Source organism: Streptomyces sp. NPDC048606 (assembly GCF_040650855.1).
In the GTDB taxonomy this organism is placed as follows: Bacteria; Actinomycetota; Actinomycetes; order Streptomycetales; family Streptomycetaceae; genus Streptomyces.
On record NZ_JBEZIB010000003.1, the window covers coordinates 263,797 to 285,176 of the forward strand.

Sequence of the window (21,380 nt, forward strand, 5' to 3'; positions counted from 1 at the left end):
ATTCCCAATGCTGAGGAAACGGACAAGTCGGTACAGCGGCAAACTTCTGCCGCTTGACGAACGCTTGAGCCGCCGACCATCCTCGTGCCACCGAAAGCGTTTTCCACCGAAAGCCTTCCGGCGCATCGTTCACACAGGTCGACCGATATCCGGTCGACTCCGTCCCGGCGTACGCGAGTTGCCTCGCGGGCGCGTACGGGCATTTTCCCGTCGGAGATCCTGACCGATTCCTGAGATCGCGCGCGCACCGCGCTGCCATTGACGTCCACCTACAGGTCGCACCACGGCCTGAGCAGTCACATGAAGGTCTTAGAGCATGGCACTGCAATTCGCGAGCACGGCCAACCGGACCGTGCTCGCCCGCCGGCAACGCAATCGCCTCGACCAGGCTTTCGTCGAAGCCGACTACCGCAGCCGCTTCCGTACCTGGGAACGCGTCGCCACCGTCCGCAACAGCCCCGTCCGGGTGCTCGACGGCGACGGCGAACTGTTCTTCAGCCCCGAACTCGTACCCGCCCTCGCCCACCCGATCCTCCGGGCGGCACGGCCGCAGGTCCGCGAGACGCTGCTCGTCCACCGCCTCTACGAATACCTCAAGTTCACGATCGACCTGGAGCAGAGCGCCGTCATCCCGGTCACCGGGCACATCAGCCGCGGCATGTCCGGGCTGGACCTGCCCGAACCGATGCGCATGGACGCCTTCAAGATCGTCACCGACGAGGCCTGGCACGCGCAGTTCACCTACGAGATCCTGCGCGACGTCCGCACCCGCACCGGCATCGCACCGGCGCTGCCGGACACGCCGACGTTCACCGCCGAACTGGCCCGGATCCACGAGGAACTCCCGAGCGAGATCCGCGGCCTGGACGAGATGCTCTTCGCCATCGTCAGCGAGACGCTCATCTCCTCCATCCTCGACGAACTGCCGCGCGACGAAAGGCTCCCCGAGGGGGTCCGCGAGATGGTCGCCGACCACGCCGTCGACGAGGCCAAGCACCACTCCTACTTCTCGACGCTGCTGCGCCACCTGTGGCCCGCGATGACGCGCCGCGAACGCGAGCTCGCCGGCCCGTACATCCCCCGGCTGATCTTCGCCTTCCTGGAGCCGGACTACGAGAGCGCCGCCCTGGGCCTGCGGGCCTCCGGGCTCGCCGGCCACGAGGTCGAAGAGGTCATGACGGACGTCTACACCCGCGAGAAGACCGTGGACGACGTGCGCCGCGGCGCCGCGCCCACCCTCCAGTACTTCATCGAGGCCGGGGCGCTGGAACACGGCGCCACCCTCGAAGCCTTCCAGGAATCGGGGTTGATCGCGTGAGGCCCGCCATCGTCTCGGCCGCACGGGCCCTGACGCCGACCGTCACCCAGTACTGGCTCACCCACCAGGACGGCGACGCGCCCCTGCCGGCCGCCGTACCCGGTCAGCACGTCACGCTGCGCGTCGGACCCCGGGTGAAGACCTTCACCGTCGTCGCCGCCGACGAGGACGGCTACGAGCTGGCCGTCCGCACCCGCGAGCGCGGCGGACAGCGCGACCACGTGTCGCCGCGGCTGCACGTCGGCGCCCGGGTCCGCGTCGGCGAGCCGGGCGGCCGGTTCACCGCCGAGAACCCCGCCCCGTTCAGCCACTTCCTGGCCGCCGGCGTGGGCGTCAACCCGATCCTCGCGCTGCTGGAGAGCGGCCGGGTGCGCGACTGGCGGCTGGTCTACGTCGACCGGGGCGCCGCCGAGTTCCCCTTCCTCGACCGGCTCCACGCGCTGGCGGCCGCGCAGAACGGCACCGTCGTCGTCTTCGACACGGCCGCGCACGGCCGCCCCGACTGGACCGCCGTCGTCACGGGCATCCCGACCGGCGCCACCCTCGGCGTGTGCGGGCCGCCCGCGATGGTGGCGCAGGTCCGCGCCGCCGTGGAACTCGTCCCCGGCACCCGGAGCCTGGCCACCGACGGCCCCTCGGCGGGGTCGGCGGGCGACGTGCCCGCGTCCGTCGAGGTGGAGTGCGCCAAGACCGGCGTCACCTTCGAGTTCGGGCAGAACCAGCCCCTGTTGGACGCGCTCCAGAGCAACGGCGTACCCGTGCCCTCCTCGTGCCGGCAGGGCATCTGCGGGACCTGCGAGGTCCAGGTCCACGACGGCCGCATCGACCACCGCGACGAGGTGCTGACCGACCAGGAGAAGGACGAGTCGCGCTACATGATCCCGTGCGTGAGCAAGTCGATCGGCGAGCGGCTCGTCCTCAACGTCTGACCCGCCCCCGAACGCCCGGTGCCCACCGCCTCATCACCAGGAAGACCGCTGTGAACCAGCTCATCGACGACTACGCCGGCCGACTCGGCCTGAGCACACCCCTGGAGCCGACCCTCGACTGCCTGCGCCGGCTGCACGAGGCCCACCTGTACACCGTCCCCTTCGAGAACTTCGGCATGCACCGCAACGCGGAGCGCGGCCTGGGCGAGGAGGTCCTGCACGAGGCGATCGTGCGGGGCCGCCGGGGCGGCATCTGCTTCGAGACCGGACAGATGATGCGGTGGCTGTTCGAGGCCTGCGGATTCGACCACGAGGTGCGCCTCGCCTCCTGCGTCAACCCGACGTACGGTCTCGGCCCGGCCACCCACCAGGTCTTCGTCGTGACCGTCGACGGAACCCGCTGGCTGTTCGACATCGGCTACGGCGCCCAGGGCCCCCGGGGCCCGTTCCCGCTGGTGGACGGCGAGGGGTTCGCGCACCCGGCGCTGTCCACCCGGGTCGCCAAGGTGGCCCCCGCGGGCGAGGGCGGCGCCCCGGTGTGGGAGGTCTCCATCCGCGAGCACGCGACGGGCGCGACCGAGTGGCGCGAGATCTACCGCTTCGTGGACGCCCCGGCGGCGGACATCGACCTGGAGATGGCGCACTTCTACACGGTCGCCTCCCCCAACAGCCTGCTGAACCGGCACAAGGTGGCGAGCGTCCCCACCCCCACCGGGCGGGTCAGCGTCCGCGACCTGTTCCTGACGGTCGTCCACGACGGCGTCAGCACCACCACCCCCATCGCGGACCGCGCGGAACTGCGCGCGCTGCTCGAACGACACTTCGGCCTCGTCGTGCCCGAGCACGAGCTCGCACCGGCACCGGCCGCCGTTCCCGCCGCGGCTCCCGCCCCCGCCGCGCCCGTTCCCGCGTACGCCTCCGCGCCCGAAAGGCACTGACCCATGCACTACCTGACCGTCCCGGGCTACACCGGATCCGGCCCCGACCACTGGCAGACGCACCTGGAGAACACCTACGCGGACTTCACCCGCGTCGTCCAGGACGACTGGGAGGTCGTCGACCGCGGCCGTTGGGTCGCCCGACTCGACGAGGCCGTGCGCGCCGTCGACGGGGACGTCTTCCTCATCGGGCACAGCTGCGGATCGGTGACCATCGCGCAGTGGGCCGCGACCCGCTACGACCGCCGCGTCGTCGGCGCGCTTCTGGTGGCCCCGGCCGACGTCGACGCGCCCGACGTGATGCCCGCCATCGCCCCCCAGGCCCCCCTGCCGACGAGCGCGCTGCCGCTGCCGACGCACCTCGTCGTCTCCGACGACGACCCGTTCCTGTCGCTGCAGCGGGGCATGGCGCTCGGCAAGCGGTGGGGGAGCGAGGTCGAGGTCATCCCGGGCGGGGTCCACTTCGCCACGCGGGACGGCTTCGGCCCGTGGCCGTACGCGGCCGAGCTGATCGGGCGGCTCTCCGGAGCCGCTCCCGTACCGACCCAGGAACGTGTTCCCGTTGCCCAGTAGGTTCTCGGCGGTGCCCCGGCCCGTCTACTTCTATCTCGCCGCCTCCTTCTTCATGGGGCTCGCGAACACCATCTTCGACGTGGTGTTCAACTTCTACCTCGCCGAGCGCGGCATCCAGGAGGCCGACGCGGGCGTGATCTACGCGATCGCCACCGGCGCCATGGCCGTCGCGGTCGTCCCGCTGCTGTTCCTGCGCCGGTACGCCTCGCAGCGCGCGCTCCTCATCGGCGCCTCGGTGCTCTACACCGTGCCCTTCGCCGGGCTGCCGTTCGTCTCCTCCGTCGCCTCGGCCTCCGTCGTGCTCAGCCTGATCCTCTCCGGCATGCTCGGCCTGCTGTCGGTGGGCAACGCCATCGCGGGCGCGCAGGTCCCCGAATCCGCCCGGACGCGCCTGTTCAGCGCGTTCTTCATCAGCTACCTGGGCGCCGGCGTCATCGGCTCCGCGCTGGTGTCCGTCGTCAGCGGTTGGCTGGACACGAGCGACCTGGAGAAGTACCGCTTCTTCCTGCTGCTGTCGTTCCTCGCGGCGTGCGTGATGCTCGTGCTGCGCTTCCCGTCCGGCAAGGCGGTCCCGCAGGCCGCCGCCGCGACCGGGGAACGGGCGCCCGAAGCACCGCCGGAGACCCGCAACTTCGTCGCGCTGTTCCTCGCCGCCGGCTTCCTGGGCGCGTCGATCGCGCTGTTCTTCCGGTTCGCCAACGTCCTCTTCGCGCAGGTCTACGACATCTCCGTGAGCGACATCTCGCTCATCCTCGGCACCGACAAGATCGTCAGCATCTTCGGCGCGATCTTCGCGCCCGTGCTGGTCAAGCGCTACTCCCTGCGCCCCAGCGCGGTGATCTTCGGCGTGCTCGCGGTCGTCGGCCTGCTCGTGCAGTCCCTGACCGTGCCGCTCGTCGTCTTCGTCGTGCTCTACCTGCTGCGCCTGCTGTTCAACTACTGCCTGATGCCGCTGCTGGACACGGTCGCCATGTCGGGCTTCGCCCCGGCCCGCCAGATGGTCTCCATCGGCCTGCGCCAGTCCTCGTTCTACCTGGGCGGCGCCGGCGCGGCGGCCCTCTACGGATGGCTGCTCGACGACGGCCGGTGGCAGGCGGCCCTGTGGTTCTCCGCCGGCTGTGCCCTGGTCGGCTCGCTCGCCATGACGTTCGTACGCGGCTCCGAGCCCGGCCGACCGGCCGATGCGGCCGAGGGCAAGGCCGAGGACGCGGCCGCCGACGGGGACGGGCCGACGCTGAAGAAGGAGGCGGCACATGCCTGACACCCCGAACCCGACCGGCCGGCTCGTGGTGGTGGACCCGTACTCCAGCGGCTCGGTCCTCGCCCGCCGCGCCGCCGAGCTCCACGGCCTGGACGCCGTCGCCGTACTGACCCCCGGGACGCTCCCCGCCGCGCTCCGCGCCTCCTACCCGGCCGGCGACTTCGCCGCGGAGGTGCCCTTCACGGACGTGGCGACGACCGCGGCGGCCGTGGAGGCCCTGTGCGGCGGCCGGCCGCGCCACCTCATCTGCGGTTCCGAGCCGGGCGTCGAGGCCTACGACGCCCTCGCGGAACACTGGGGGCTGCGCCCCAACTCCGGCCCTTCGGAGCCGCGTCGGGACAAGTTCCTGATGCAGGCCCGGCTCAAGGAGGCCGGGGTGCCCTACATCCCGCACCACCTGGGCACGGACACCGAGTCGATCGTGGCCTGGTGCGCGGGGAGCGGCCTGGACCGGTACGTCCTGAAGCCGGTGAAGTCCTTCGCCACCGACGGGGTGTTCTTCTGCGCCGACCTGGACGAGGTGCGCGCCGCCTGCGAGCTGCTGTTCGCGCGCAGCGACCTGTCCGGGGTGCCGATCACCGAGATCCTGGTCGAGGAACGGCTGGTGGGGCCGGAGTTCGTCGTCGACTCGGTGTCGCTGGACGGCGAGGCGTTCGTCGTCGACATGTTCCGGTACGAGAAGGAGACGGTCGACGGGAACCCGGTCTACCGCGCGATGGCCTCGGTGGACGTCGGCGAGCACCCGGAGGTCGTGGCCTACGTGGAGCGGGCCCTCGCGGCGCTGGGCATCGACAACGGTCCGGCCCACAGCGAGCTGATCCTCACCGCGGACGGCCCGGTGCTCATCGAGACGGGCGCGCGGATGCACGGCGGGCTGGGCCCGAAGCTGGTCGAGGCCTCGTCCTCGCACTCGCTGATCGACCTGACGCTGGCCTCGCGCGTGGCGCCGGCGGAGTTCCTGGAGCGGACCCGGGTGCGGCCGACCCTGCGCCGCGGGGTGGTGGAGTGCTTCCTGTTCGCGCCGACGGCGGGCGTGCTCACCGCGAACCGGATCGCGGAGCGGTGCGGGGGCCTCGACAGCTTCCTGTTCGACACCTGCGCGCAGGTGCCGGGCGACCGGATCGAGAAGACGGTCGACCTGATCACCTCCTACGGGCGGGTCGTCCTCGCCCACGAGGACCCGGACGTGCTCGCGCGGGACACCGAGTACGTCCTCGCGCTGGACCGCAGCGGCGGCCTCATCGAGGTGCGGCCGGAGGACTGACGGCCTCGGGCGCGGTGGTGGGCGGCGGCCCCGGATCCATGCGATCCGGGGCCGCTCCGTCGTGTCGGGCGGACCGGTGCGCGTCGCCGTCCACCGGGGCCGGGGTCGGGGCGGGGACGGTGAAGATCCGGTCCAGGTGGTGGCGCAGCACCTCGACCGCCGATTCGGGTCCGCGCTGGCCGACGAGGATGGCGGTGCCCATCGTCGCGGCGATCGCGAGCAGCCCGATCGCCTCGATCCGGGCGTCCGCTCCGGGATCGGCGGCGCCGTCCGCCTGCGCCCGGGCGATCAGCCCGGCCAGGGCGTCCTCGGCGGCGTCGGGGTTGGCGATGAACGACCGGTCGGCGAGGGACTCGTCCGTCACGGACAGGATCGCGTAGGCGCTGTAGAGGAGGTGGAAGGTGCGGCTCTCCTCGTCGGTGGGCAGCGAGGCCAGCAGCAGGGCCTCGGCGGTCTCACGCGGGCCCGGGGCGGGCCCGGCGGCGGCGAGGCGGGCGCCGACGCGGGCGGTGAAGCGGTCGGTCAGGTGCTGGAGCCCGTAGAGGAGCAGCTTCTCCTTGGTCTCGAAGTAGTACTGGACGAGCCGCAGGGACACCCCGGCCTCGGCCGCGACGTCGCGCATGCCGACGGCGTGCAGTCCGCGCCGTCCGGCGACCCGGACGAGCGCCTCGGCGATCTGCGCCCGCCGTTCCTCGTGGTCCACGCGCTTCGGCATGGTGTGCGGCCCTCCTGTTCGTCGGCCTCGGTGGGTTCCCATTTTTCATAGTACCGCCGTACCAAGATGATGATACAGTCGTACCACGAAGAACGGATCCACCAGGAGGTGCCCGTGCCCGTTTCCCCGTCCCCGTCCCCGTCCCGTCCGCGCCGCGACGTCGGCCGCTACGTCAACGACACCCTGCGCGACCGCTACTTCGCCACCTGCGACGCCCTCTTCGCGATGGGCGCGCCCATCCGCTCCGAGACCGACGTGGAGACCAGCTTCGGCACCACCCGCGTCTACCGGTTCGGCCCCACCGACCCCGCCGCCGAGTCCCGTACGCCCGTCGTCCTCATCCACGGCTCCGGCGGCTGCTCCGCGATGTGGTACCCCAACACCCCCGCGCTCAGCGCCGAACGCCCCGTCTACGCCTTCGACACCCCCGGCGACCCCGGCCGCAGCGTCCAGCGCGAACCCATGTGGCAGCCCGAGCGCGCCGCCCAGTGGATGGAGGAGGTGTTCGAGGGCCTCGGCCTGGACCGCGTCCACCTCGTCGGGTCCTCCTACGGCGGCTGGCTGGTCATCAACCAGGTGCACCGCCGCCCCGAACGCCTCGCCTCCGTCACCGCCCTCGACCCGGGCGGACTGGAGAAGGTGGGCCTGCGCTTCTTCGTGTGGATCTTCGCCAGCCTCTTCGCCACCTTCGCGCCCAAGGCGCTGCGCCCGCGCCTGGCCTCCTGGCTGGAGCAGCCCGTGCTCGTCGTCCCCGAGCTGCGCGTCTGGATCCAGGCCCAGGTCCGCGCCTTCCGGATCCGCCGACCCGCCCCGCTGCCGCTCAGCGACGCCGAACTGGGCACGATCCGCACGCCGTTCTACCTGATCATGGGCAAGCGCAGCCTGCTGGTGCACCCCAAGCGACAGCTGGAACGCGTCCCGCGCATCATCCCCGGGGCCCGCGCGGAGATCGTCGAGGGGACCGGACACGGCCCGCAGATCGACCACCCCGCCTTCGTCAACCCCCGGATGCTGAGCTTCATGGAGGACGTCGACTCCCTCGACCACGCGCGGTAGCCCGAACGGGCCCCCACCCGATCCCGTGATCGTCGCCGACCGGTCACGAATGGAGAAGCCGGCGGGGAGGGGCCCGGACTAACGTTTCGGCCATGGACATCAGCATTCACACCAGCTTCCTCCCGCACGAGGACCCCGAGGCCTCCCTGGCCTTCTACCGCGACGTCCTCGGCTTCGAGGTCCGCAACGACGTCGGCCAGGGCAAGATGCGCTGGATCACCGTCGGCCCCGCCGGACAGCCCGGCACTTCCATCCTGCTGGCCCCGCCGGCCGTCGACCCCGGGATCACCGACGACGAGCGCCGCACCATCGCCGAGATGATGGCCAAGGGCACCTACGGCTGGATCCTGCTGGCCACCCCGGACCTCGACGGCACCTTCGAGAAGATCCAGTCGGCCGGTGACGTCGAGGTCGTCCAGGAGCCGATCGAGCAGCCGTACGGCATCCGCGACTGCGCCTTCCGCGACCCGGCGGGCAACCTGATCCGCATCCAGGAACTGCGCTAGGGCCGGGCGGAGGCAGCGCATGTGCCTCCCCGGATGGGGCGAGGCCCTGACCCTCGCCCGGCGTCGGAGCGACTTCGCCCGACTGCGCCGCGTCCGCGACCGCATCGACCGCGAGCACGCCCGGCCCTTGGACGTCGAGGCGCTCGCCCGGGCCGCCGACATGGCGCCCCGCCACCTCACCCGGCTCTTCCGCCTCGCGTACGGCGCCCAGCCCCACGCCTACCTGCTGGCCCGCCGCGCGGAACGCGCCGCGACGGCGGCCCGCCACGGCGTCACCGCCCCCCGCCCGGCCTGACGGGCCGGGCCGCGGGCCCCGCGTACGCCCCACGCACCGCTCTCACGCGCCACCGAACAGCGCCACCGCGCCACGGCGCCACCGAACAGCGCCACCACGTGCCCCGAACCGCCCTGACGAGCCCGCCCCCGCCCGAGAGGAACACCGCCATGAAGGCCACCACCGCGGACGAGAAGACCTACGACGGTTTCACCGAGGAGGAGCGCGACGCGATGAAGGAGCGCGCCAAGGAGCTGAAGGCGACGGCGCGCCGCGGCCCGCGCGGGGCCAAGGCCGACACGGAGGGCGAGGTGCTCGCCAAGATCGCCGAGATGCCCGAGGAGGACCGCGTCCTCGCCGAGCGCGTCCACGCCATCGTCCGCGCCGCCGCCCCCGCCCTCACCCCGAAGCTCTGGTACGGGATGCCCGCGTACGCCCGGGACGGCAAGGTCGTCTGCTTCTTCCAGAGCGCGCAGAAGTTCAAGTCCCGCTACGCCACCCTCGGTTTCAGCGACCAGGCGCGGCTGGACGAGGGCAACCTGTGGCCCACCACGTACGGCCTGAAGGAGCTGACCGCCGCCGACGAGGAGCTGGTCGCCGCCCTCGTCCGCAGGGCCGTCGCCTGAGTCGGGCGTGCGGCGGTGGTCCGGCCGGACCACCGCCGCACGCGCCGCGAGTCGAGCGCCGAACCCCGAGCGCTGCTCCCCGGGCCCCGAACCCCGCGCGCTACGCGTCCGCCACCGCCCGCAGCGGATCCAGCGCCGCCGCCCGCCGCGCGGGGACGAACGCCGCGACCGCGCCCACCGCGAGCGACAGCAGGCAGACCAGGGCGAGGGTCCCCCAGGGCAGCACGAGCGCGTACCCCTTCATCGCCCCGTTGGCCAGCGAACCGACCGCCCAGGCGCTGAACACGCCGCCCACCAGGCCCAACAGCGTGCCGAAGGCGGCGACGAGCACGGCCTCCGACCGGATCATCCGCCGCACGCCGGCGCGGTCCATGCCGAGCGCGCGCAGGACGCCGATCTCCCGGGTCCGTTCCGCCACCGACATGGCCAGCGTGTTCACGATGCCGAGCGCGCCGACCGCGACGCCGAGCGCGAGCAGCCCGTACATCAGGGCCAGCAGGTCGCCGACGCTGCCCGCCGCCTCCCGGACCAACGACGCCCGGTCCTGCACCTTCAGCAGCGGGTTGTCGCCCACCGCCGCCCGCAGCCGCTTCGCCGTCGCGGCCGCCGTCGCCGCGCCCGCGGCCCCGCCGTCGGCGCGTACGAGGACCCGCTGCGCGGAATCGGGCCGGAAGGCGCTGCGCCGCACCTCGGAGGCGTCGCCGAGCGCGTCACCCGCCGTCGGGTTGTCCTCGTAGACGCCGACGACGGTGTACGGACGCGGCTCCTGGTCGCGGCCCATGCGCGCGGTGAGCCGGTCGCCCGCCGCGAGGTGGTTCTCCCGGGCGAGGCTGCGGGACACCGCGATCCGCCCCGGCCCGAGGCCCTCGGCGGAGCCGCCGACGAAGTCCAGCCGCATGACCCGGTCCACGACGGCCGGGTCGACCCCGGACAGCCGGCGGACCGTGCCGCCGGTGACGAGCGTGGAGTCCGCGACGGCCGTGGCCGTGCGCACCCCGGGGACGGCGGCCACCCGGCGCACGGCGTCCGCGTCGATGCCGTGGGTGGGGGTGCGGGTGCCGATCACCCAGTCGGCGGCGAGCCCGGCGGCGGCCTGCCGGTCCAGGGCCCGCCCGGTGGACTCCCCGATGACGGCGAGCCCGGCCACCAGCGCCGTGCTGATCATCAGGGCGGAGGCGGTGGCCGCCGTACGCCGCGGGTCGCGCAACGCGTTCTCGCGCGCCAGGTGCCCGACGAGCCCGGAGCGGCCCGCCGCCCGGCCCGTGACCCGGTCGGCCAGGGCGCCCGTCAGCCGGATCACCGGTCGGGCGAGCAGCGGCGCCAGCACGATCAGCGCGGCGATCAGGAGCCCGCAGGCGACCATCGCGTCCTGGAGGTTGTCCGTCGAAGCGTCCTTCGCCCCGGACAGCGACACCAGCAGGGCGGCGGCGAGGGCGAGCAGGGCCAGGCCAACGGCCCCCCGCACCCGCTGCCGGCCGGTCGAGGGCGGCTGTTCGGCCGAGCGCATCGCCTCGACGGGCGCGACCTTCGCGGCCCTGCGCGCGGGCAGCCACGCGGCGAGCACGGTGACCCCGACCCCGACGGCGAGCGCGGCGACGACGGGCAGCGCTCCGATCACCAGCGGGCCGTTCGGCAGCGCGTCCCGGTCGGTGCTCAGCAGGCCGGGCAGGGCGGCGGCCACGCCGAGCCCGAGGAGGAACCCGGCTGCCGACGCGACCAGGCCGAGGAGGGCCGCCTCGACGAGGACGGCGCCGGACACCTGCCGGCGGGAGGCGCCGATCGCCCGCAGCAGGGCGATCTCACGGGTGCGGCGGGTCACCAGCACGGTGAAGGTGTTGACGATCAGGAACGACCCGATGAAGAGGGACACCCCGGCGAAGACCAGCGGCAGTTTGGTGTATCCCCGGGTCAACGTATCCACGAGGACGGCCTGTTGGGCCGCCAGCGCGGCGCCGGTGACGGCCTCGGCGCGGTCCGCCGGCAGGGCGGCCGAGACCCGCGCGGACAGTTCCCGCGCCGGGGTGCCGGGCGTGGCCGCCAGGTCGATGCCGGTGTAGCGGCCCGGGGAGGCGAACAGCCCCTGCGCGGTGGCCCGGTCGAACAGGACGAGGGTCCCGCCGGCGGTCACCCGGCTGTCCGAGGACCGGACGAGGCCGACGAGCCGCTTGGTCATGACCGGCCCGTCCGTGGCCAGCCGGACCGTGTCGCCGAGCGAGAGCCGGCCCGCCGCGGCCGTGCCCTCGTCCACGACGATCTCGTCCGGACCGGCGGGGGCGCGGCCGGCGACGAGCGGGTGGCGGTCGTCCGTGCCGTCCGCGCCCGGTACGTAGGCGCCGGCCAGGTTCGAGCGGGCGTTCCCGGCCCGCAGCGGAGCGCCGTCCGCGTCGGCCAGGGTGGCCGAGCCGTCGGCGTTCGGGCGTACGGAGGCGACGCCGGGCAGGGCGGCCAACTTCCCTACGAGCGCGTCGTCGAGGGCGGTCGCGCCCCGCTCCTCGACGGATTCGGCCGGGGAGCTCTTCGGGCCCACGGACACGGCGATGTCCGCGAAGTCCTTGGAGGTGGCGGCCCGGTGGGCGGCGGCGGAGGAGTCCGCGAAGACGAGGGAGCCGCAGACGAACGCGACACCGAGACAGACCGCGAGCACGGTCATGGCCAGACGGGCCTTGTGCGCGAGGAGGTTGCGCAGGGCTGTTCGCAGCATGGGGAGCTTTCGGGAGGAGGCGGGGAGGGGCACGGGGTGGCCGGGCGCGGGGGCCGGGATCGGCGGGCGGCTCGGCGGGCGGGTGCGGTGGCCGGGCTCGGCGCGCGAGGCTCGGCGGGCGGGGCTCAGTGGCCGGGGCCGGCGTCCTCGGCCTCGGCCTCGAACCGGAGCATCCGGTCGAGCACGGCGCCCGCGGTCGGCTCGCGCAGCTCGTCGACGAGCCGGCCGTCGGCGAGGAACACCACCCGGTCCGCGTGCGCGGCGGCCACCGGATCGTGCGTGACCATCACCACCGTCTGCCCCAACTCCCGTACGGAGTAGCGCAGGAAGCCGAGGATCTCGGCCCCGGAGCGCGAGTCGAGGTTCCCGGTCGGCTCGTCGGCGAAGACGATCTCGGGCCGGGAGAGCAGCGCGCGGGCCACCGCGATCCGCTGCTGCTGCCCGCCGGACAGCTCGGCGGGACGGTGCCCCAGTCGGTCGCCGAGGCCGACGGTGGCGACGACGGTCTCCAGCCATTCCGGGTCGGGCGCCCGCCCGGCGATCCGCAGGGGCAGCGTGATGTTCTCCAGGGCGGTGAGGGTGGGCAGCAGGTTGAAGCCCTGGAAGACGAAGCCCACCTTGTCCCGGCGCAGGGCGGTCAGCTGCCGCTCGTTCAGCGAGGACAGCTCGGTGTCGCCGATGCGCGCGGAACCGGACGACACCGTGTCCAGCCCGGCCAGACAGTGCATCAGCGTGGACTTCCCGGAGCCCGAGGGGCCCATGACGGCGGTGAACCGGCCCCGGGCGAACTTGACGCTCACCCCGTCCAGGGCCGTGACGCGCGTCCCGCCCTTCCCGTAGACCTTCGTCAGGCCCGTGGCGCGGGCGGCCGGTTCGATGACGGGACGCGCCGCCTGGGCGGCGCCGGGGTACGGGGAGAACTGCGACACGGGGATGCTCCGAGCGGTGCGAGGGCGGGGGACTTTCCCATCGTCACCGCCCTGACCTGCGCGGACATCGGCCTGCGGGCTGGACCCGGGCTCTGTCGAAAGGCCGGGCCGGCGGGCCGCTCCCCGCCTTTGGACAGAGGCCGCGACCGGGCCGCCCCGGTCCGCCGCCCCCGGGTCCGCCGCCCCCGTCCTCGGTGTCAGGAGGCCAGGCCCGACCGGTGGGCGAGGAGCGCCGCCTGGACCCGGCTCGTCGACCCCGTCTTCTCCAGGATCGCGCCCACGTGCGTCTTCACCGTGCCGATCCCGATGCCCAGCCGGTCGGCGACGTCCTGGTTCGACAGGCCCTCCCCGAGCATCGCGAGGACCTCCCGCTCCCGCGCGGTGAGCCGGGCGATCCGCTCGTCCCCGAGCGCGCGCTCGGCGGGACCCGGACCCGCGCCGCCGCCGTCCAGCATCCGGCCGATCACCGAGGCGGTGACGCCCGGGGACAGCACGGCGTCCCCGCCGGCGGCGGCCCGTACCGCGCTGATCAGCTCCTGCGGGCCCTCGTCCTTCAACAGGAAGCCGGTCGCCCCCTCCCGCAGCGCCCGCAGGACGTTGTCCTCGTCGCCGAAGGTCGTGAGCATCACCACGCGCGGCGCGGGATCGAGCGCGAGCAGCGGCGCGATCGCGGCCAACCCGTCGAGGACCGGCATGCGGATGTCGACCAGCGCCACGTCGGGGTGGTGGGCGGCGGCCAGGTCGACGGCCTGCCGGCCGTCGGCGGCCTCGGCGACGACGTCGATGTCGCCGGCGTGCCGCAGGATCAGGCGGACCCCGGCCCGGATCATCGCCTCGTCGTCGGCGAGCAGGACGCGGATCGGACGGTTCGGCTCGGTCACGGGGTCTCCCAGGGCGTGGTGTCCCGGACCGACGGCACGGGAAAGCGGTCGATGGCGATCAGCCGCTGTGCGGCGTCGAAGCAGTAGCGGGCGACGACCAGCCCGTCCGGGCCCGGCTCGGTGGCCCCGTTGAAGGGGTACACGCAGCCGGCCGTGCCGGCCGGGCGCGGCGGTTCGTGCCCGGTGGCGGCGGCCCGCACGGCCTTGTTGTCCAGGACGCCCGTCGCCGCCACCTCCTGGTACGTCATGCCGACGCGCGGCAGCGGAGCCGGCCCCGAGGGACCGGTCGGCCGTACCGCGAAGACGAAGGCGACCCCGAGGACCATCAGCACGCACAGCGTGAGCAGCCCGCAGACGAGCAGCGCCCCGGCGGTACGACGCCCGGCCGCGCCGTCCCCCGTACCGGCCCCCGTCCCGGCCACGACCCCTCGCGGGGCCGCCGGTACCGGGTCCCCGCCCGGCTCCGGGCCCTCGCCCGGTTCCGCCGGTACGGACGCCGCCACCCGGAACCCGCCCGACGGCAGCGCGCCGGCCTCCAGCGTCCCGCCGAGCAGCTCCACCCGTTCCCGCAGCCCGGCCAGCCCGCGCCCGGTGCCGAGGCCCTCCCCGGCGGGCGCGGGCCCCGGCGGGGCGCCGTTGTACACGGTGACCCGTACCCGCCGCGCGTCGTGCTCCACGGTCACGGCGACGTGCGCCTCGGCGGCGTACCGGTGCACGTTGGTCAGCGCCTCCCGCACGACGCGGTGCACCGCCCGGCGCACCGGCGCGGGCCGGGCGTCGAGGTCCGGCCCGGTCCAGTCGAGCCGTACGGCGATCCCCCCGTCGCGGGACTCCGCCAGCAGCGCCTCGACGTCGGCGCGGGTGCCCGTGGCGTCGGTGAGCGCGTGCGCTCCCGTGTCCCGGCCGAGCGGGCCGAGCACCCCGAGGGCCTGGCGCAGCTCGCGCATGGCGTCCCGGGTGGTGCGGCGTACCAGCACCGCCTCCTCGCGCAGTTCGGGCGCGGCCCGCTCCAGGGCCAGCTCCAGCCCGCCGGCGTGCAACGAGACGAGGCTCAGCCGGTGCCCCACCAGGTCGTGCATCTCGGCGGCGATCCGGGAACGCTCGTGGGTGCGGGCCTCGCTGTCCGCCAGCCTGCGGGCCCGTTCCGCGGCGTCACCGCGCTCGCGCAGCGCCCGTACCAGCCGTTCCTGCTGCCCCCGGGCCGTGCCGACGAGGCCGGGCACGATCACGGCGGTCGGCGCGAGCACCAGGCCGAGGGCCAGCCCGTACGCCGGGGAACCGGGCCCGAACTCGCTCCCGGCCGCCGTGGCCGCCGCCACGAGCGCGGCGCCGGACCCCGCGAGCAGCCGGGCCCGGACCGACCGGCGGGCCACCGCGTACGCCGCTCCGGCCGTGACGGGCCCGAGGACGGGCGCGACCCCGGCCAGCGCGGCCAGCACCGGCAGCACGGCGGCGCCCGGCACCCGGCGCCGCAGCGCGAACAGCCCGACCCCGGCGACGAGCAGCGCGAGCTGCGCCCGCGGATGCTCCAGGCAGTGGAGCAGCCCGAGCGCCACGTACACCCCCAGCCCGGCGAGGGCCACGCCGATCGTCTCCGCGACCGCGCGGCCGGGGGCGAAACGACGCAAAACGCTGATGACCGGCACGCTGCCCAGTATCGACGCCCACCCGCCCCGGAACATGCGCCCACGGACCGAACCCCGCCTCTCCCGAAAGGCAGAGGCCCGGGCGCTCAGGCGGGTGGGGCGGACCAGGTGACGAGCGGGGGGCGGACGGCGGCACACAGGGGGAGGCCCTGGGCGTCGGTGAGGCCCAGGCGGGCGAGGAGGGTGCCGGAGCGCGTTGCGGCCGCGACGGTGTCCGGGTCGATGGCGTCGAGCATCAGCTTGGCGCGGCGGAACATCGCGAAGTTCCCGGCCTCGTCGACGTCGCCCCAGGTCAGGTAGATGAACCGGCCGGCCGGGCGGCCCTGGACGCAGGGGCCCCGCAGGTCGTGGCCCGCGTCGGTCGCCGTCGCCGTGCACTCCAGCGTCCACGTCGCCGCGTCGGCGTCCGCGGGCCGCGGGTCCAGGAGTTCGCCCGGGGGAGTGCGCCGTTGGACCGCGACGTGGATGTTGCCGTAGCCGGGGAAGCCGGGGCGCGCGGCGCAGGCCCGGCCGGGGAGGTCGTTCGCTTCGATCCGAATCCGCATGCGCCCATCCTCACCCGACCCGCCCCGGACGGTCCGTCAGCCCGCCGGCCGGAGCTCGTACGACCGCACCAGGCGGGCCAGTTGCCGGCCCGCCGCGTGCAGGGGTTCCTCGCTGCGGTTGACCTGGGCGGTGACCTCGGCGCCCTCCAGGGTGCTGATGACCGTGCCGGCGATCTCCTGGGCGGTCGCCGCGTCGAAGCCGGCCGTCAGGAGCTTGTCGTGGACCAGGGCGGTCCAGTCGCGCAGGGCGTCGGCGCAGGCCCGCTGGATCTCCGAGTCGGTGCCGAGCGTCTCCAGGGCCGCCGCCGTGACGGGGCAGCCGTCGATCCAGCCGGATCGGCGCAGCTCCTCGGCGAGTTGGCGGGAGCAGGCCAGCACGGCCTCGGCGGGATCCTCCTCGCCGGCCAGCGCCCCGCGCAGCAGCGCGGCGAACTCCGCGCTGCTGTGCGCGATGGCCGCCACGGCGACGGTCTCCTTGCCGCCGGGGAAGAAGTGGTAGACGGAACCGAGCGTCGCCTGGGCCTCGTTGGCGATCTGCTTGATCCCCGTACCGACGTATCCCTGGCGCTGGAGCAGGCGCGCGGCGGCGACGACGATCCGGTCGCGGGTGGTGTTCTGCATGGGTTCACCGTACCCGGCGATTGAGTAGAGCGCTCGTTCTAGATCTGTGCTACTTTCTGTCCAGCCGCTGGATAGAGCGCTCGTTCTAGTCCAGCGGTCGAGCCGACGACCACGTCGGCGACCACGTCGCCAACCACACATGGGGGATCAGTCATGAGCAGCACCCGTCAGTCCGTCACCGTCATCGGCCTCGGCCCCATGGGCCGCGCGATGGTCGAGGTCTTCCTGGACCGCGGCTACGAGGTCACCGTCTGGAACCGCACCGCGGCCCGCGCCGCCGACCTGGTGGCCCGCGGCGCCCACCTCGCGCCGACCGTCGCCGAGGCCCTGGACGCGAACGAGCTCGTGATCCTGAGCCTCACGGACTACGCGGCGATGTACGACGTACTGGAGCCCGCCACCACCCGGCTCACCGGCAAGGTCCTCGTCAACCTCAGCTCCGACACCCCCGAGGAGGCCCGCAAGGCCGCCCGCTGGGCCGCCGAACGGGGCGCCGTCCAGCTGACCGGCGGCGTCACCGTCCCGCCCTCCGGCATCGGCAAGGCCGAGTCGTCCACCTTCTACAGCGGCCCCCGCGAGGCGTTCGACGCCCACCGGCCGGCGCTGGAGGTCGTCACGGGTCGGGCGGACCACAAGGGGGAGGACCCGGGACTGGCCGCGCTCTTCTACCAGATCGGCATGACCATGTTCTGGACCTCGATGCTGAGCTACTGGCAGGCGACCGCCCTCGCCCGCGCCAACGGCCTGACCGCCGGCGACATCCTGGAGCACGCCGTCGACACGGCGAACTCCCTCCCCGGGTTCCTCTCCTTCTACGCGGAGCGCATCGACGCCGGCGTCCACACCGGCGACGTGGACCGGCTGGCCATGGGCACGGCCAGCGTCGAGCACGTCCTGCACACCCACGCCGACGCGGGCGTCGACACCACCCTCCCGACCGCGGTCGTCGACCTCTTCCGCCGGGGCATGGAGGCCGGCCACGCCGCGGACAGCTTCTCCTCCGTCGCGGAGCTCATGACGAAGCCCGCCTAGGCCCTGTCGTCAAACTCCCGCCTGCCCCGCGACGCCTGGCACGCACTCTCGCCGCACCGGGCGGAAGACCGAGTACGTCCAGTACAAGGGCTTCCGCCCGGCACGCCGAGAGCACGCACCAGCCGCCGCGGGGCCGCCCTACGGGCGACGACGGAAGTTTGACGACAGGCCCTAGGGCCCGCACCGCCACCCTCCGGAACCCCTCTGATCACGTCACCCGCTCGCCGCGGGGCCCGAGATGACGGTACGCAGGACACAGGCGGCGGCGAGATTCCCCGCTCAGCCCATCTCGCCCTCGCCCTCCTCGTCCTCCTCGTCCTCGGTCCAGGCCCGGAGCTTCTCCGGGTTGCGGACCGCCCAGATGCGGGCGATGCGGTCGCCGGCGAGGTCGAACGCCGCCACGGTGACGGTGCGGCCCGCGCGCTGCGCGACCAGGCCCGGCCGGCCGTTGACCGTACGCTCCAGGAGCGCCATCCCGGGCACCTTGTCGGCGATGTGGATCAGGTACCGGGCGATCTGCTCGGCGCCCTCGACCGGCCGCAGGACGGTGCCGACCATGCCGCCGCCGTCGGCGGTCATCGTGGCGCCGGGGTCGAGGAGGCCGACGAGGGCCTTGATGTCCTTGGCCTCCCACGCCTCCTTGAAGTCCCGCACCAGGCCGGCCTGCCCGGCCGTCGCGGCCGCCGGGGTCCGCGCGGCGCCGATGCGCCGACGGGCCGACGAAGCCAGCTGCCGGCAGGCCGCCGGCGTCCGGCCGACGATCCCGGCGATCTCGGCGAAGGGGTAGCGGAAGACGTCGTGCAGGACGAACGCCACGCGTTCGGCCGGGGTCATCGACTCCAGTACGACGAGGAAGGCCATGTGCACCGACTCGTCCAGGGTGACCCGGTCGGCGGGGTCGGCCGGCTCGGCCCCGCCGCCGCCCGCCGCTCCGACGGACCACTCCGTACGGTCGGGCAGCGGCTCGGGTATCCACGCGCCGACGTACCGCTCCCGCCGGGCCCGGGCCGAGCCGAGCATGTCCAGGCAGACGCGGCCCGCCACCGTCGTCAGCCAGGCGCCGGGGGACGCGATGGCCTCCTGCTGCCGGCGCGACATCGCGTACCAGCGCGTGTACGTCTCCTGCACGGCGTCCTCGGCCTCGGCCAGTGAACCGAGCAGCCGGTAGGCGAGGTTGATCAGCCGGCGCCGTTCGTCGACGACGGCGCTCAGCTCCGGCTCGGATGGGGTGCTCATGGTCGTGATCGCTCCCTGTGCTTCTCGTTCGCTCGCGCCCGCCACTTCGGTACCTCGACCACCTCGACGAGACAGCACCCCGAAAGGTCAGGTCCGCCGGCCCACCTCACATTTCGAGGAGCCACGTCGTCGTACCACCGAGACACCACGATCCGCCGCCGCGAGGCAGAAGAGGGGACCGCGTCATGGCCACACACACGACGACGACGGCAGTACCGGGCAGAGTCACGTTTCCGCAGGTTGCCATGGCCCTGCAGACGGTGGCCCTCTTTTTCCAGGCGGTCACCGCCGGAATGCTGCTCTCCTCGTCCCACGGTTACGCGCTGCACGACGCCGGATCGAAGGTGATGTACGGCGCCTCGATGCTGTACGTCGTCGCCGCGGTCCTGGCGTGGCGCCCGGGCGGCGGCTCGCCCCGCCCCATCCTGTACGCGACCGGCTTCCTCGCCCTCGCGTCGGCGCAGGTGGTCCTGGGCGTCGCGCACGTGTCGTCGCTCCATGTCCCCCTGGGCGTCCTGATGTTCGGCCTGAGCGCGACGGCACTGCTCCGCATGCTCTCCACCCACCGCACCGCCACCCGACCTCCGCGATAGGTCTGGAAAACGCAGAAGGCCCAGGTCATTGCTGACCTGGGCCTTCGTTGAAGAGCGGATGACGGGAATCGAACCCGCGCTATAAGCTTGGGAAGCTCATGTTCTACCATTAAACTACATCCGCACAGCGGTCCAGTTTCCTGGAGCCGTATCGTTGCACACTGTACCCCATGATCGACCCCCGGTGAATCGACCCGTGGGGTCGTCGGTGTTTTCGGGTGGCATCGCGGTTCGTGGGGGCGGGAGTTGGGGCGTACCGTAGCGGTGCGGAGCGGCGGCCGGCGCGGGGTCCTCTTCATCCCCTAATGTGGCGATTCATCGCAGTACGGCTCGTTGGGGAAAGGGACTCGATGGAGCACACCGTCGTCCGCTGTGCCGAAGGGCACGTGTTCAGTACCGCTTCGTTCCCGCTGCAGCATCTCGGTGCCGGCCGGATCGGGCCCGGACGGCTGCTGCGGTGTCCGCGGTGCGCGCGGCTGCGTCACGCCGTGCCCGTGGGCGGTTCGCCCAAGCGCTAGCGGACGGGATTGGGCCGGGCGCGCGGGTGCCGCTCCGATTGGGGGTGGCCCGCGCGCTCTGCGTATCCTCGGGACGTGCTTCTCTCCGACAAAGACATCCGGGCCGAGATCGACAGCGGACGGGTTCGCATTGACCCGTTCGACGAGTCGATGGTGCAGCCCTCCAGCATCGATGTGCGCCTCGACCGGTTCTTCCGGGTCTTCGAGAACCACCGCTACGCGCACATCGACCCCGCGATCGAGCAGCCCGACCTGACGCGCATGGTCGAGCCCGAGGGGGACGAGGCCTTCATCCTGCATCCGGGTGAGTTCGTCCTCGCCTCGACGTACGAGGTCATCTCCCTCCCCGAGGACATCGCCTCCCGTCTGGAGGGCAAGTCCAGCCTCGGCCGGCTGGGTCTGGTGACGCATTCGACCGCCGGGTTCATCGACCCCGGTTTCTCCGGGCACGTCACCCTGGAGCTGTCGAACCTGGCCACCCTTCCGATCAAGCTCTGGCCGGGCATGAAGATCGGGCAGCTGTGCATGTTCCGGCTCAGCTCGCCCGCGGAGTTCCCGTACGGCAGCGAACGCTACGGCTCCAGGTACCAGGGACAGCGCGGGCCGACCGCCTCGCGCTCCTTCCAGAACTTCCACCGCACCCAGGTGAGGCACGACGCATGAGCGCAGTACGCGAGAACCTGACCTACGAGGGCTTCGGCAACGCCGTCCGAGAACTCGCCCAGACCATCGCCGACGACGGCTACGAGCCCGACATCATCCTGAGCATCGCCCGCGGCGGCGTGTTCGTGGCCGGTGGCCTGGCGTACGCGCTGGACTGCAAGAACATCCACCTCGTGAACGTCGAGTTCTACACGGGCGTCGGGACGACGTTGGAGATGCCGGTCATGCTGGCCCCCGTCCCCGAGGCGATCGACTTCACGAACAAGAAGGTCCTGATCGCCGACGACGTCGCCGACACGGGCAAGACGCTCAAGCTCGTCCACGACTTCTGCCTCGGCCACGTCGCCGAGGTCCGCTCCGCCGTCATCTACGAGAAGTCGCACTCGCTCGTCCAGTGCGAGTACGTGTGGAAGCGCACCGACGACTGGATCGAGTTCCCCTGGTCGGTCCAGCCGCCCGTGGTGAAGCGCGAGGGCCAGGTCCTCGACGCGTAGGGCGTACGCGCAAGACGTACGCGCAAGGCGCATGCGAGAGGGGCCCGGCACACGCGGAACA

Annotated in this window: 21 protein-coding genes, 1 tRNA gene and 1 pseudogene; 14 read left to right on the forward strand and 9 right to left on the reverse strand. The window is 73.2% G+C overall.

The annotated features are described in order from the left end of the window. Positions 1–316 precede the first annotated feature (316 nt). The 6 genes from AB0D01_RS05345 to AB0D01_RS05370 are packed head-to-tail and all read left to right on the forward strand — an operon-like array spanning position 317 to position 6,283. Positions 317–1,318: a diiron oxygenase gene (locus AB0D01_RS05345; RefSeq protein ID WP_363053672.1), complete on the forward strand. Its 1,002-nt coding sequence runs from the start codon at positions 317–319 to the stop codon at positions 1,316–1,318. Next, positions 1,315–2,247, forward strand: coding sequence for an iron-sulfur cluster-binding domain-containing protein (locus AB0D01_RS05350; protein ID WP_363053673.1), 933 nt, complete (start codon positions 1,315–1,317; stop codon positions 2,245–2,247). Before AB0D01_RS05345 ends, AB0D01_RS05350 begins: the two co-directional genes overlap by 4 nt. A 50-nt stretch (positions 2,248–2,297) precedes the next feature. Next, positions 2,298–3,185, forward strand: coding sequence for an arylamine N-acetyltransferase (locus tag AB0D01_RS05355; protein WP_363053674.1), 888 nt, complete (start codon positions 2,298–2,300; stop codon positions 3,183–3,185). A 3-nt stretch (positions 3,186–3,188) separates the two neighbouring features. Then, the gene (locus tag AB0D01_RS05360) at positions 3,189–3,758 is read left to right on the forward strand and encodes an alpha/beta hydrolase (RefSeq protein ID WP_363053676.1); all 570 of its coding nucleotides are present in this window, start codon (positions 3,189–3,191) and stop codon (positions 3,756–3,758) included. Next, positions 3,748–5,019: an MFS transporter gene (locus AB0D01_RS05365; RefSeq protein ID WP_363053677.1), complete on the forward strand. Its 1,272-nt coding sequence runs from the start codon at positions 3,748–3,750 to the stop codon at positions 5,017–5,019. The genes AB0D01_RS05360 and AB0D01_RS05365 overlap by 11 nt, the downstream gene beginning before the upstream one ends. Further along, a complete protein-coding gene (locus tag AB0D01_RS05370; protein ID WP_363053678.1) occupies positions 5,012–6,283 on the forward strand; it encodes an ATP-grasp domain-containing protein in 1,272 nt (423 codons plus the stop codon). Before AB0D01_RS05365 ends, AB0D01_RS05370 begins: the two co-directional genes overlap by 8 nt. A gap of 121 nt (positions 6,284–6,404) precedes the next feature. Here AB0D01_RS05370 and AB0D01_RS05375 read toward each other — a convergent pair. Next, positions 6,405–6,998: pseudogene (locus AB0D01_RS05375) on the reverse strand (TetR/AcrR family transcriptional regulator); the annotation flags it as partial. Between the two features lie 114 nt (positions 6,999–7,112). Here AB0D01_RS05375 and AB0D01_RS05380 point away from each other — a divergent pair. The 4 genes from AB0D01_RS05380 (at position 7,113) to AB0D01_RS05395 (ending at position 9,460) form a co-directional block, all read left to right on the forward strand. Next, entirely contained in the window at positions 7,113–8,054 is a 942-nt protein-coding gene (locus tag AB0D01_RS05380; RefSeq protein ID WP_363053679.1) for an alpha/beta hydrolase, read from the forward strand. 92 nt (positions 8,055–8,146) lie between these two features. Next, positions 8,147–8,560 (forward strand): VOC family protein, encoded by a 414-nt coding sequence (locus tag AB0D01_RS05385; protein ID WP_363053680.1) that lies wholly within the window; start codon positions 8,147–8,149, stop codon positions 8,558–8,560. A gap of 19 nt (positions 8,561–8,579) precedes the next feature. Beyond that, positions 8,580–8,855, forward strand: a complete 276-nt coding sequence (locus tag AB0D01_RS05390; RefSeq protein ID WP_363053681.1) for a hypothetical protein — start codon at positions 8,580–8,582, stop codon at positions 8,853–8,855. Positions 8,856–9,004: 149 nt separating this feature from the next. After that, on the forward strand, positions 9,005–9,460 hold the full coding sequence (locus AB0D01_RS05395) for a DUF1801 domain-containing protein (protein ID WP_363053682.1): 456 nt from the start codon (positions 9,005–9,007) through the stop codon (positions 9,458–9,460). Positions 9,461–9,560: 100 nt separating this feature from the next. Here the strand turns inward: AB0D01_RS05395 and AB0D01_RS05400 are convergent, their stop codons facing one another. The 6 genes from AB0D01_RS05400 to AB0D01_RS05425 all read right to left on the reverse strand — a co-directional run bounded on the left by AB0D01_RS05400 (position 9,561) and on the right by AB0D01_RS05425 (position 16,783). After that, positions 9,561–12,161, reverse strand: coding sequence for an FtsX-like permease family protein (locus tag AB0D01_RS05400; RefSeq protein ID WP_363053683.1), 2,601 nt, complete (start codon positions 12,159–12,161; stop codon positions 9,561–9,563). A 125-nt stretch (positions 12,162–12,286) separates the two neighbouring features. Then, on the reverse strand, positions 12,287–13,090 hold the full coding sequence (locus AB0D01_RS05405) for an ABC transporter ATP-binding protein (RefSeq protein ID WP_363053684.1): 804 nt from the start codon (positions 13,088–13,090) through the stop codon (positions 12,287–12,289). Between the two features lie 197 nt (positions 13,091–13,287). After that, positions 13,288–13,971 carry a response regulator transcription factor gene (locus tag AB0D01_RS05410; RefSeq protein ID WP_363053685.1) on the reverse strand — a complete coding sequence of 228 codons (684 nt, stop codon included), beginning with the start codon at positions 13,969–13,971 and terminating at the stop codon, positions 13,288–13,290. Then, positions 13,968–15,617, reverse strand: a complete 1,650-nt coding sequence (locus tag AB0D01_RS05415) for a histidine kinase (RefSeq protein WP_363053686.1) — start codon at positions 15,615–15,617, stop codon at positions 13,968–13,970. Before AB0D01_RS05415 ends, AB0D01_RS05410 begins: the two co-directional genes overlap by 4 nt. 86 nt (positions 15,618–15,703) lie before the next feature. Continuing rightward, entirely contained in the window at positions 15,704–16,162 is a 459-nt protein-coding gene (locus tag AB0D01_RS05420; RefSeq protein WP_363053687.1) for a DUF5990 family protein, read from the reverse strand. Positions 16,163–16,198: 36 nt separating this feature from the next. Further along, a complete protein-coding gene (locus tag AB0D01_RS05425) occupies positions 16,199–16,783 on the reverse strand; it encodes a TetR/AcrR family transcriptional regulator (RefSeq protein ID WP_363053688.1) in 585 nt (194 codons plus the stop codon). Between the two features lie 153 nt (positions 16,784–16,936). Here AB0D01_RS05425 and AB0D01_RS05430 point away from each other — a divergent pair, with 153 nt between their 5' ends. Then, positions 16,937–17,815, forward strand: a complete 879-nt coding sequence (locus AB0D01_RS05430; protein ID WP_363053689.1) for an NAD(P)-binding domain-containing protein — start codon at positions 16,937–16,939, stop codon at positions 17,813–17,815. Positions 17,816–18,094: 279 nt separating this feature from the next. Here the strand turns inward: AB0D01_RS05430 and sigJ are convergent, their stop codons facing one another. Next, entirely contained in the window at positions 18,095–19,051 is a 957-nt protein-coding gene (gene sigJ / locus AB0D01_RS05435) for an RNA polymerase sigma factor SigJ (protein ID WP_363053690.1), read from the reverse strand. 185 nt (positions 19,052–19,236) lie between these two features. Here sigJ and AB0D01_RS05440 point away from each other — a divergent pair, with 185 nt between their 5' ends. Then, on the forward strand, positions 19,237–19,644 hold the full coding sequence (locus AB0D01_RS05440) for a hypothetical protein (RefSeq protein WP_363053691.1): 408 nt from the start codon (positions 19,237–19,239) through the stop codon (positions 19,642–19,644). Between the two features lie 53 nt (positions 19,645–19,697). On the opposite strand, the gene AB0D01_RS05445 is transcribed toward AB0D01_RS05440, so the two are convergent. After that, positions 19,698–19,768, reverse strand: a tRNA-Gly gene (locus AB0D01_RS05445). A 469-nt stretch (positions 19,769–20,237) separates the two neighbouring features. On the opposite strand from AB0D01_RS05445, the gene dcd reads away from it, so the two are divergent. Both dcd and AB0D01_RS05455 read left to right on the forward strand, forming a co-directional pair. Beyond that, entirely contained in the window at positions 20,238–20,825 is a 588-nt protein-coding gene (gene dcd / locus AB0D01_RS05450; RefSeq protein WP_125813236.1) for a dCTP deaminase, read from the forward strand. Continuing rightward, entirely contained in the window at positions 20,822–21,319 is a 498-nt protein-coding gene (locus AB0D01_RS05455; protein ID WP_363053693.1) for a phosphoribosyltransferase, read from the forward strand. The genes dcd and AB0D01_RS05455 overlap by 4 nt, the downstream gene beginning before the upstream one ends. The last annotated feature ends 61 nt before the right edge of the window (positions 21,320–21,380 follow it).

Bases quoted from the DNA above. Each gene is read 5' to 3' on its own strand.
- AB0D01_RS05345 (WP_363053672.1), top strand. From the start codon at position 317: ATGGCACTGCAATTCGCGAGCACGGCCAACCGGACCGTGCTCGCCCGC.
- AB0D01_RS05360 (WP_363053676.1), top strand. From the start codon at position 3,189: ATGCACTACCTGACCGTCCCGGGCTACACCGGATCCGGCCCCGACCAC.
- AB0D01_RS05370 (WP_363053678.1), top strand. From the start codon at position 5,012: ATGCCTGACACCCCGAACCCGACCGGCCGGCTCGTGGTGGTGGACCCG.
- AB0D01_RS05385 (WP_363053680.1), top strand. From the start codon at position 8,147: ATGGACATCAGCATTCACACCAGCTTCCTCCCGCACGAGGACCCCGAG.
- AB0D01_RS05390 (WP_363053681.1), top strand. From the start codon at position 8,580: ATGTGCCTCCCCGGATGGGGCGAGGCCCTGACCCTCGCCCGGCGTCGG.
- AB0D01_RS05395 (WP_363053682.1), top strand. From the start codon at position 9,005: ATGAAGGCCACCACCGCGGACGAGAAGACCTACGACGGTTTCACCGAG.
- AB0D01_RS05400 (WP_363053683.1), bottom strand. From the start codon at position 12,161: ATGCTGCGAACAGCCCTGCGCAACCTCCTCGCGCACAAGGCCCGTCTG.
- AB0D01_RS05420 (WP_363053687.1), bottom strand. From the start codon at position 16,162: ATGCGGATTCGGATCGAAGCGAACGACCTCCCCGGCCGGGCCTGCGCC.
- AB0D01_RS05425 (WP_363053688.1), bottom strand. From the start codon at position 16,783: ATGCAGAACACCACCCGCGACCGGATCGTCGTCGCCGCCGCGCGCCTG.
- AB0D01_RS05430 (WP_363053689.1), top strand. From the start codon at position 16,937: ATGAGCAGCACCCGTCAGTCCGTCACCGTCATCGGCCTCGGCCCCATG.
- sigJ (WP_363053690.1), bottom strand. From the start codon at position 19,051: ATGAGCACCCCATCCGAGCCGGAGCTGAGCGCCGTCGTCGACGAACGG.
- AB0D01_RS05440 (WP_363053691.1), top strand. From the start codon at position 19,237: ATGGCCACACACACGACGACGACGGCAGTACCGGGCAGAGTCACGTTT.
- AB0D01_RS05455 (WP_363053693.1), top strand. From the start codon at position 20,822: ATGAGCGCAGTACGCGAGAACCTGACCTACGAGGGCTTCGGCAACGCC.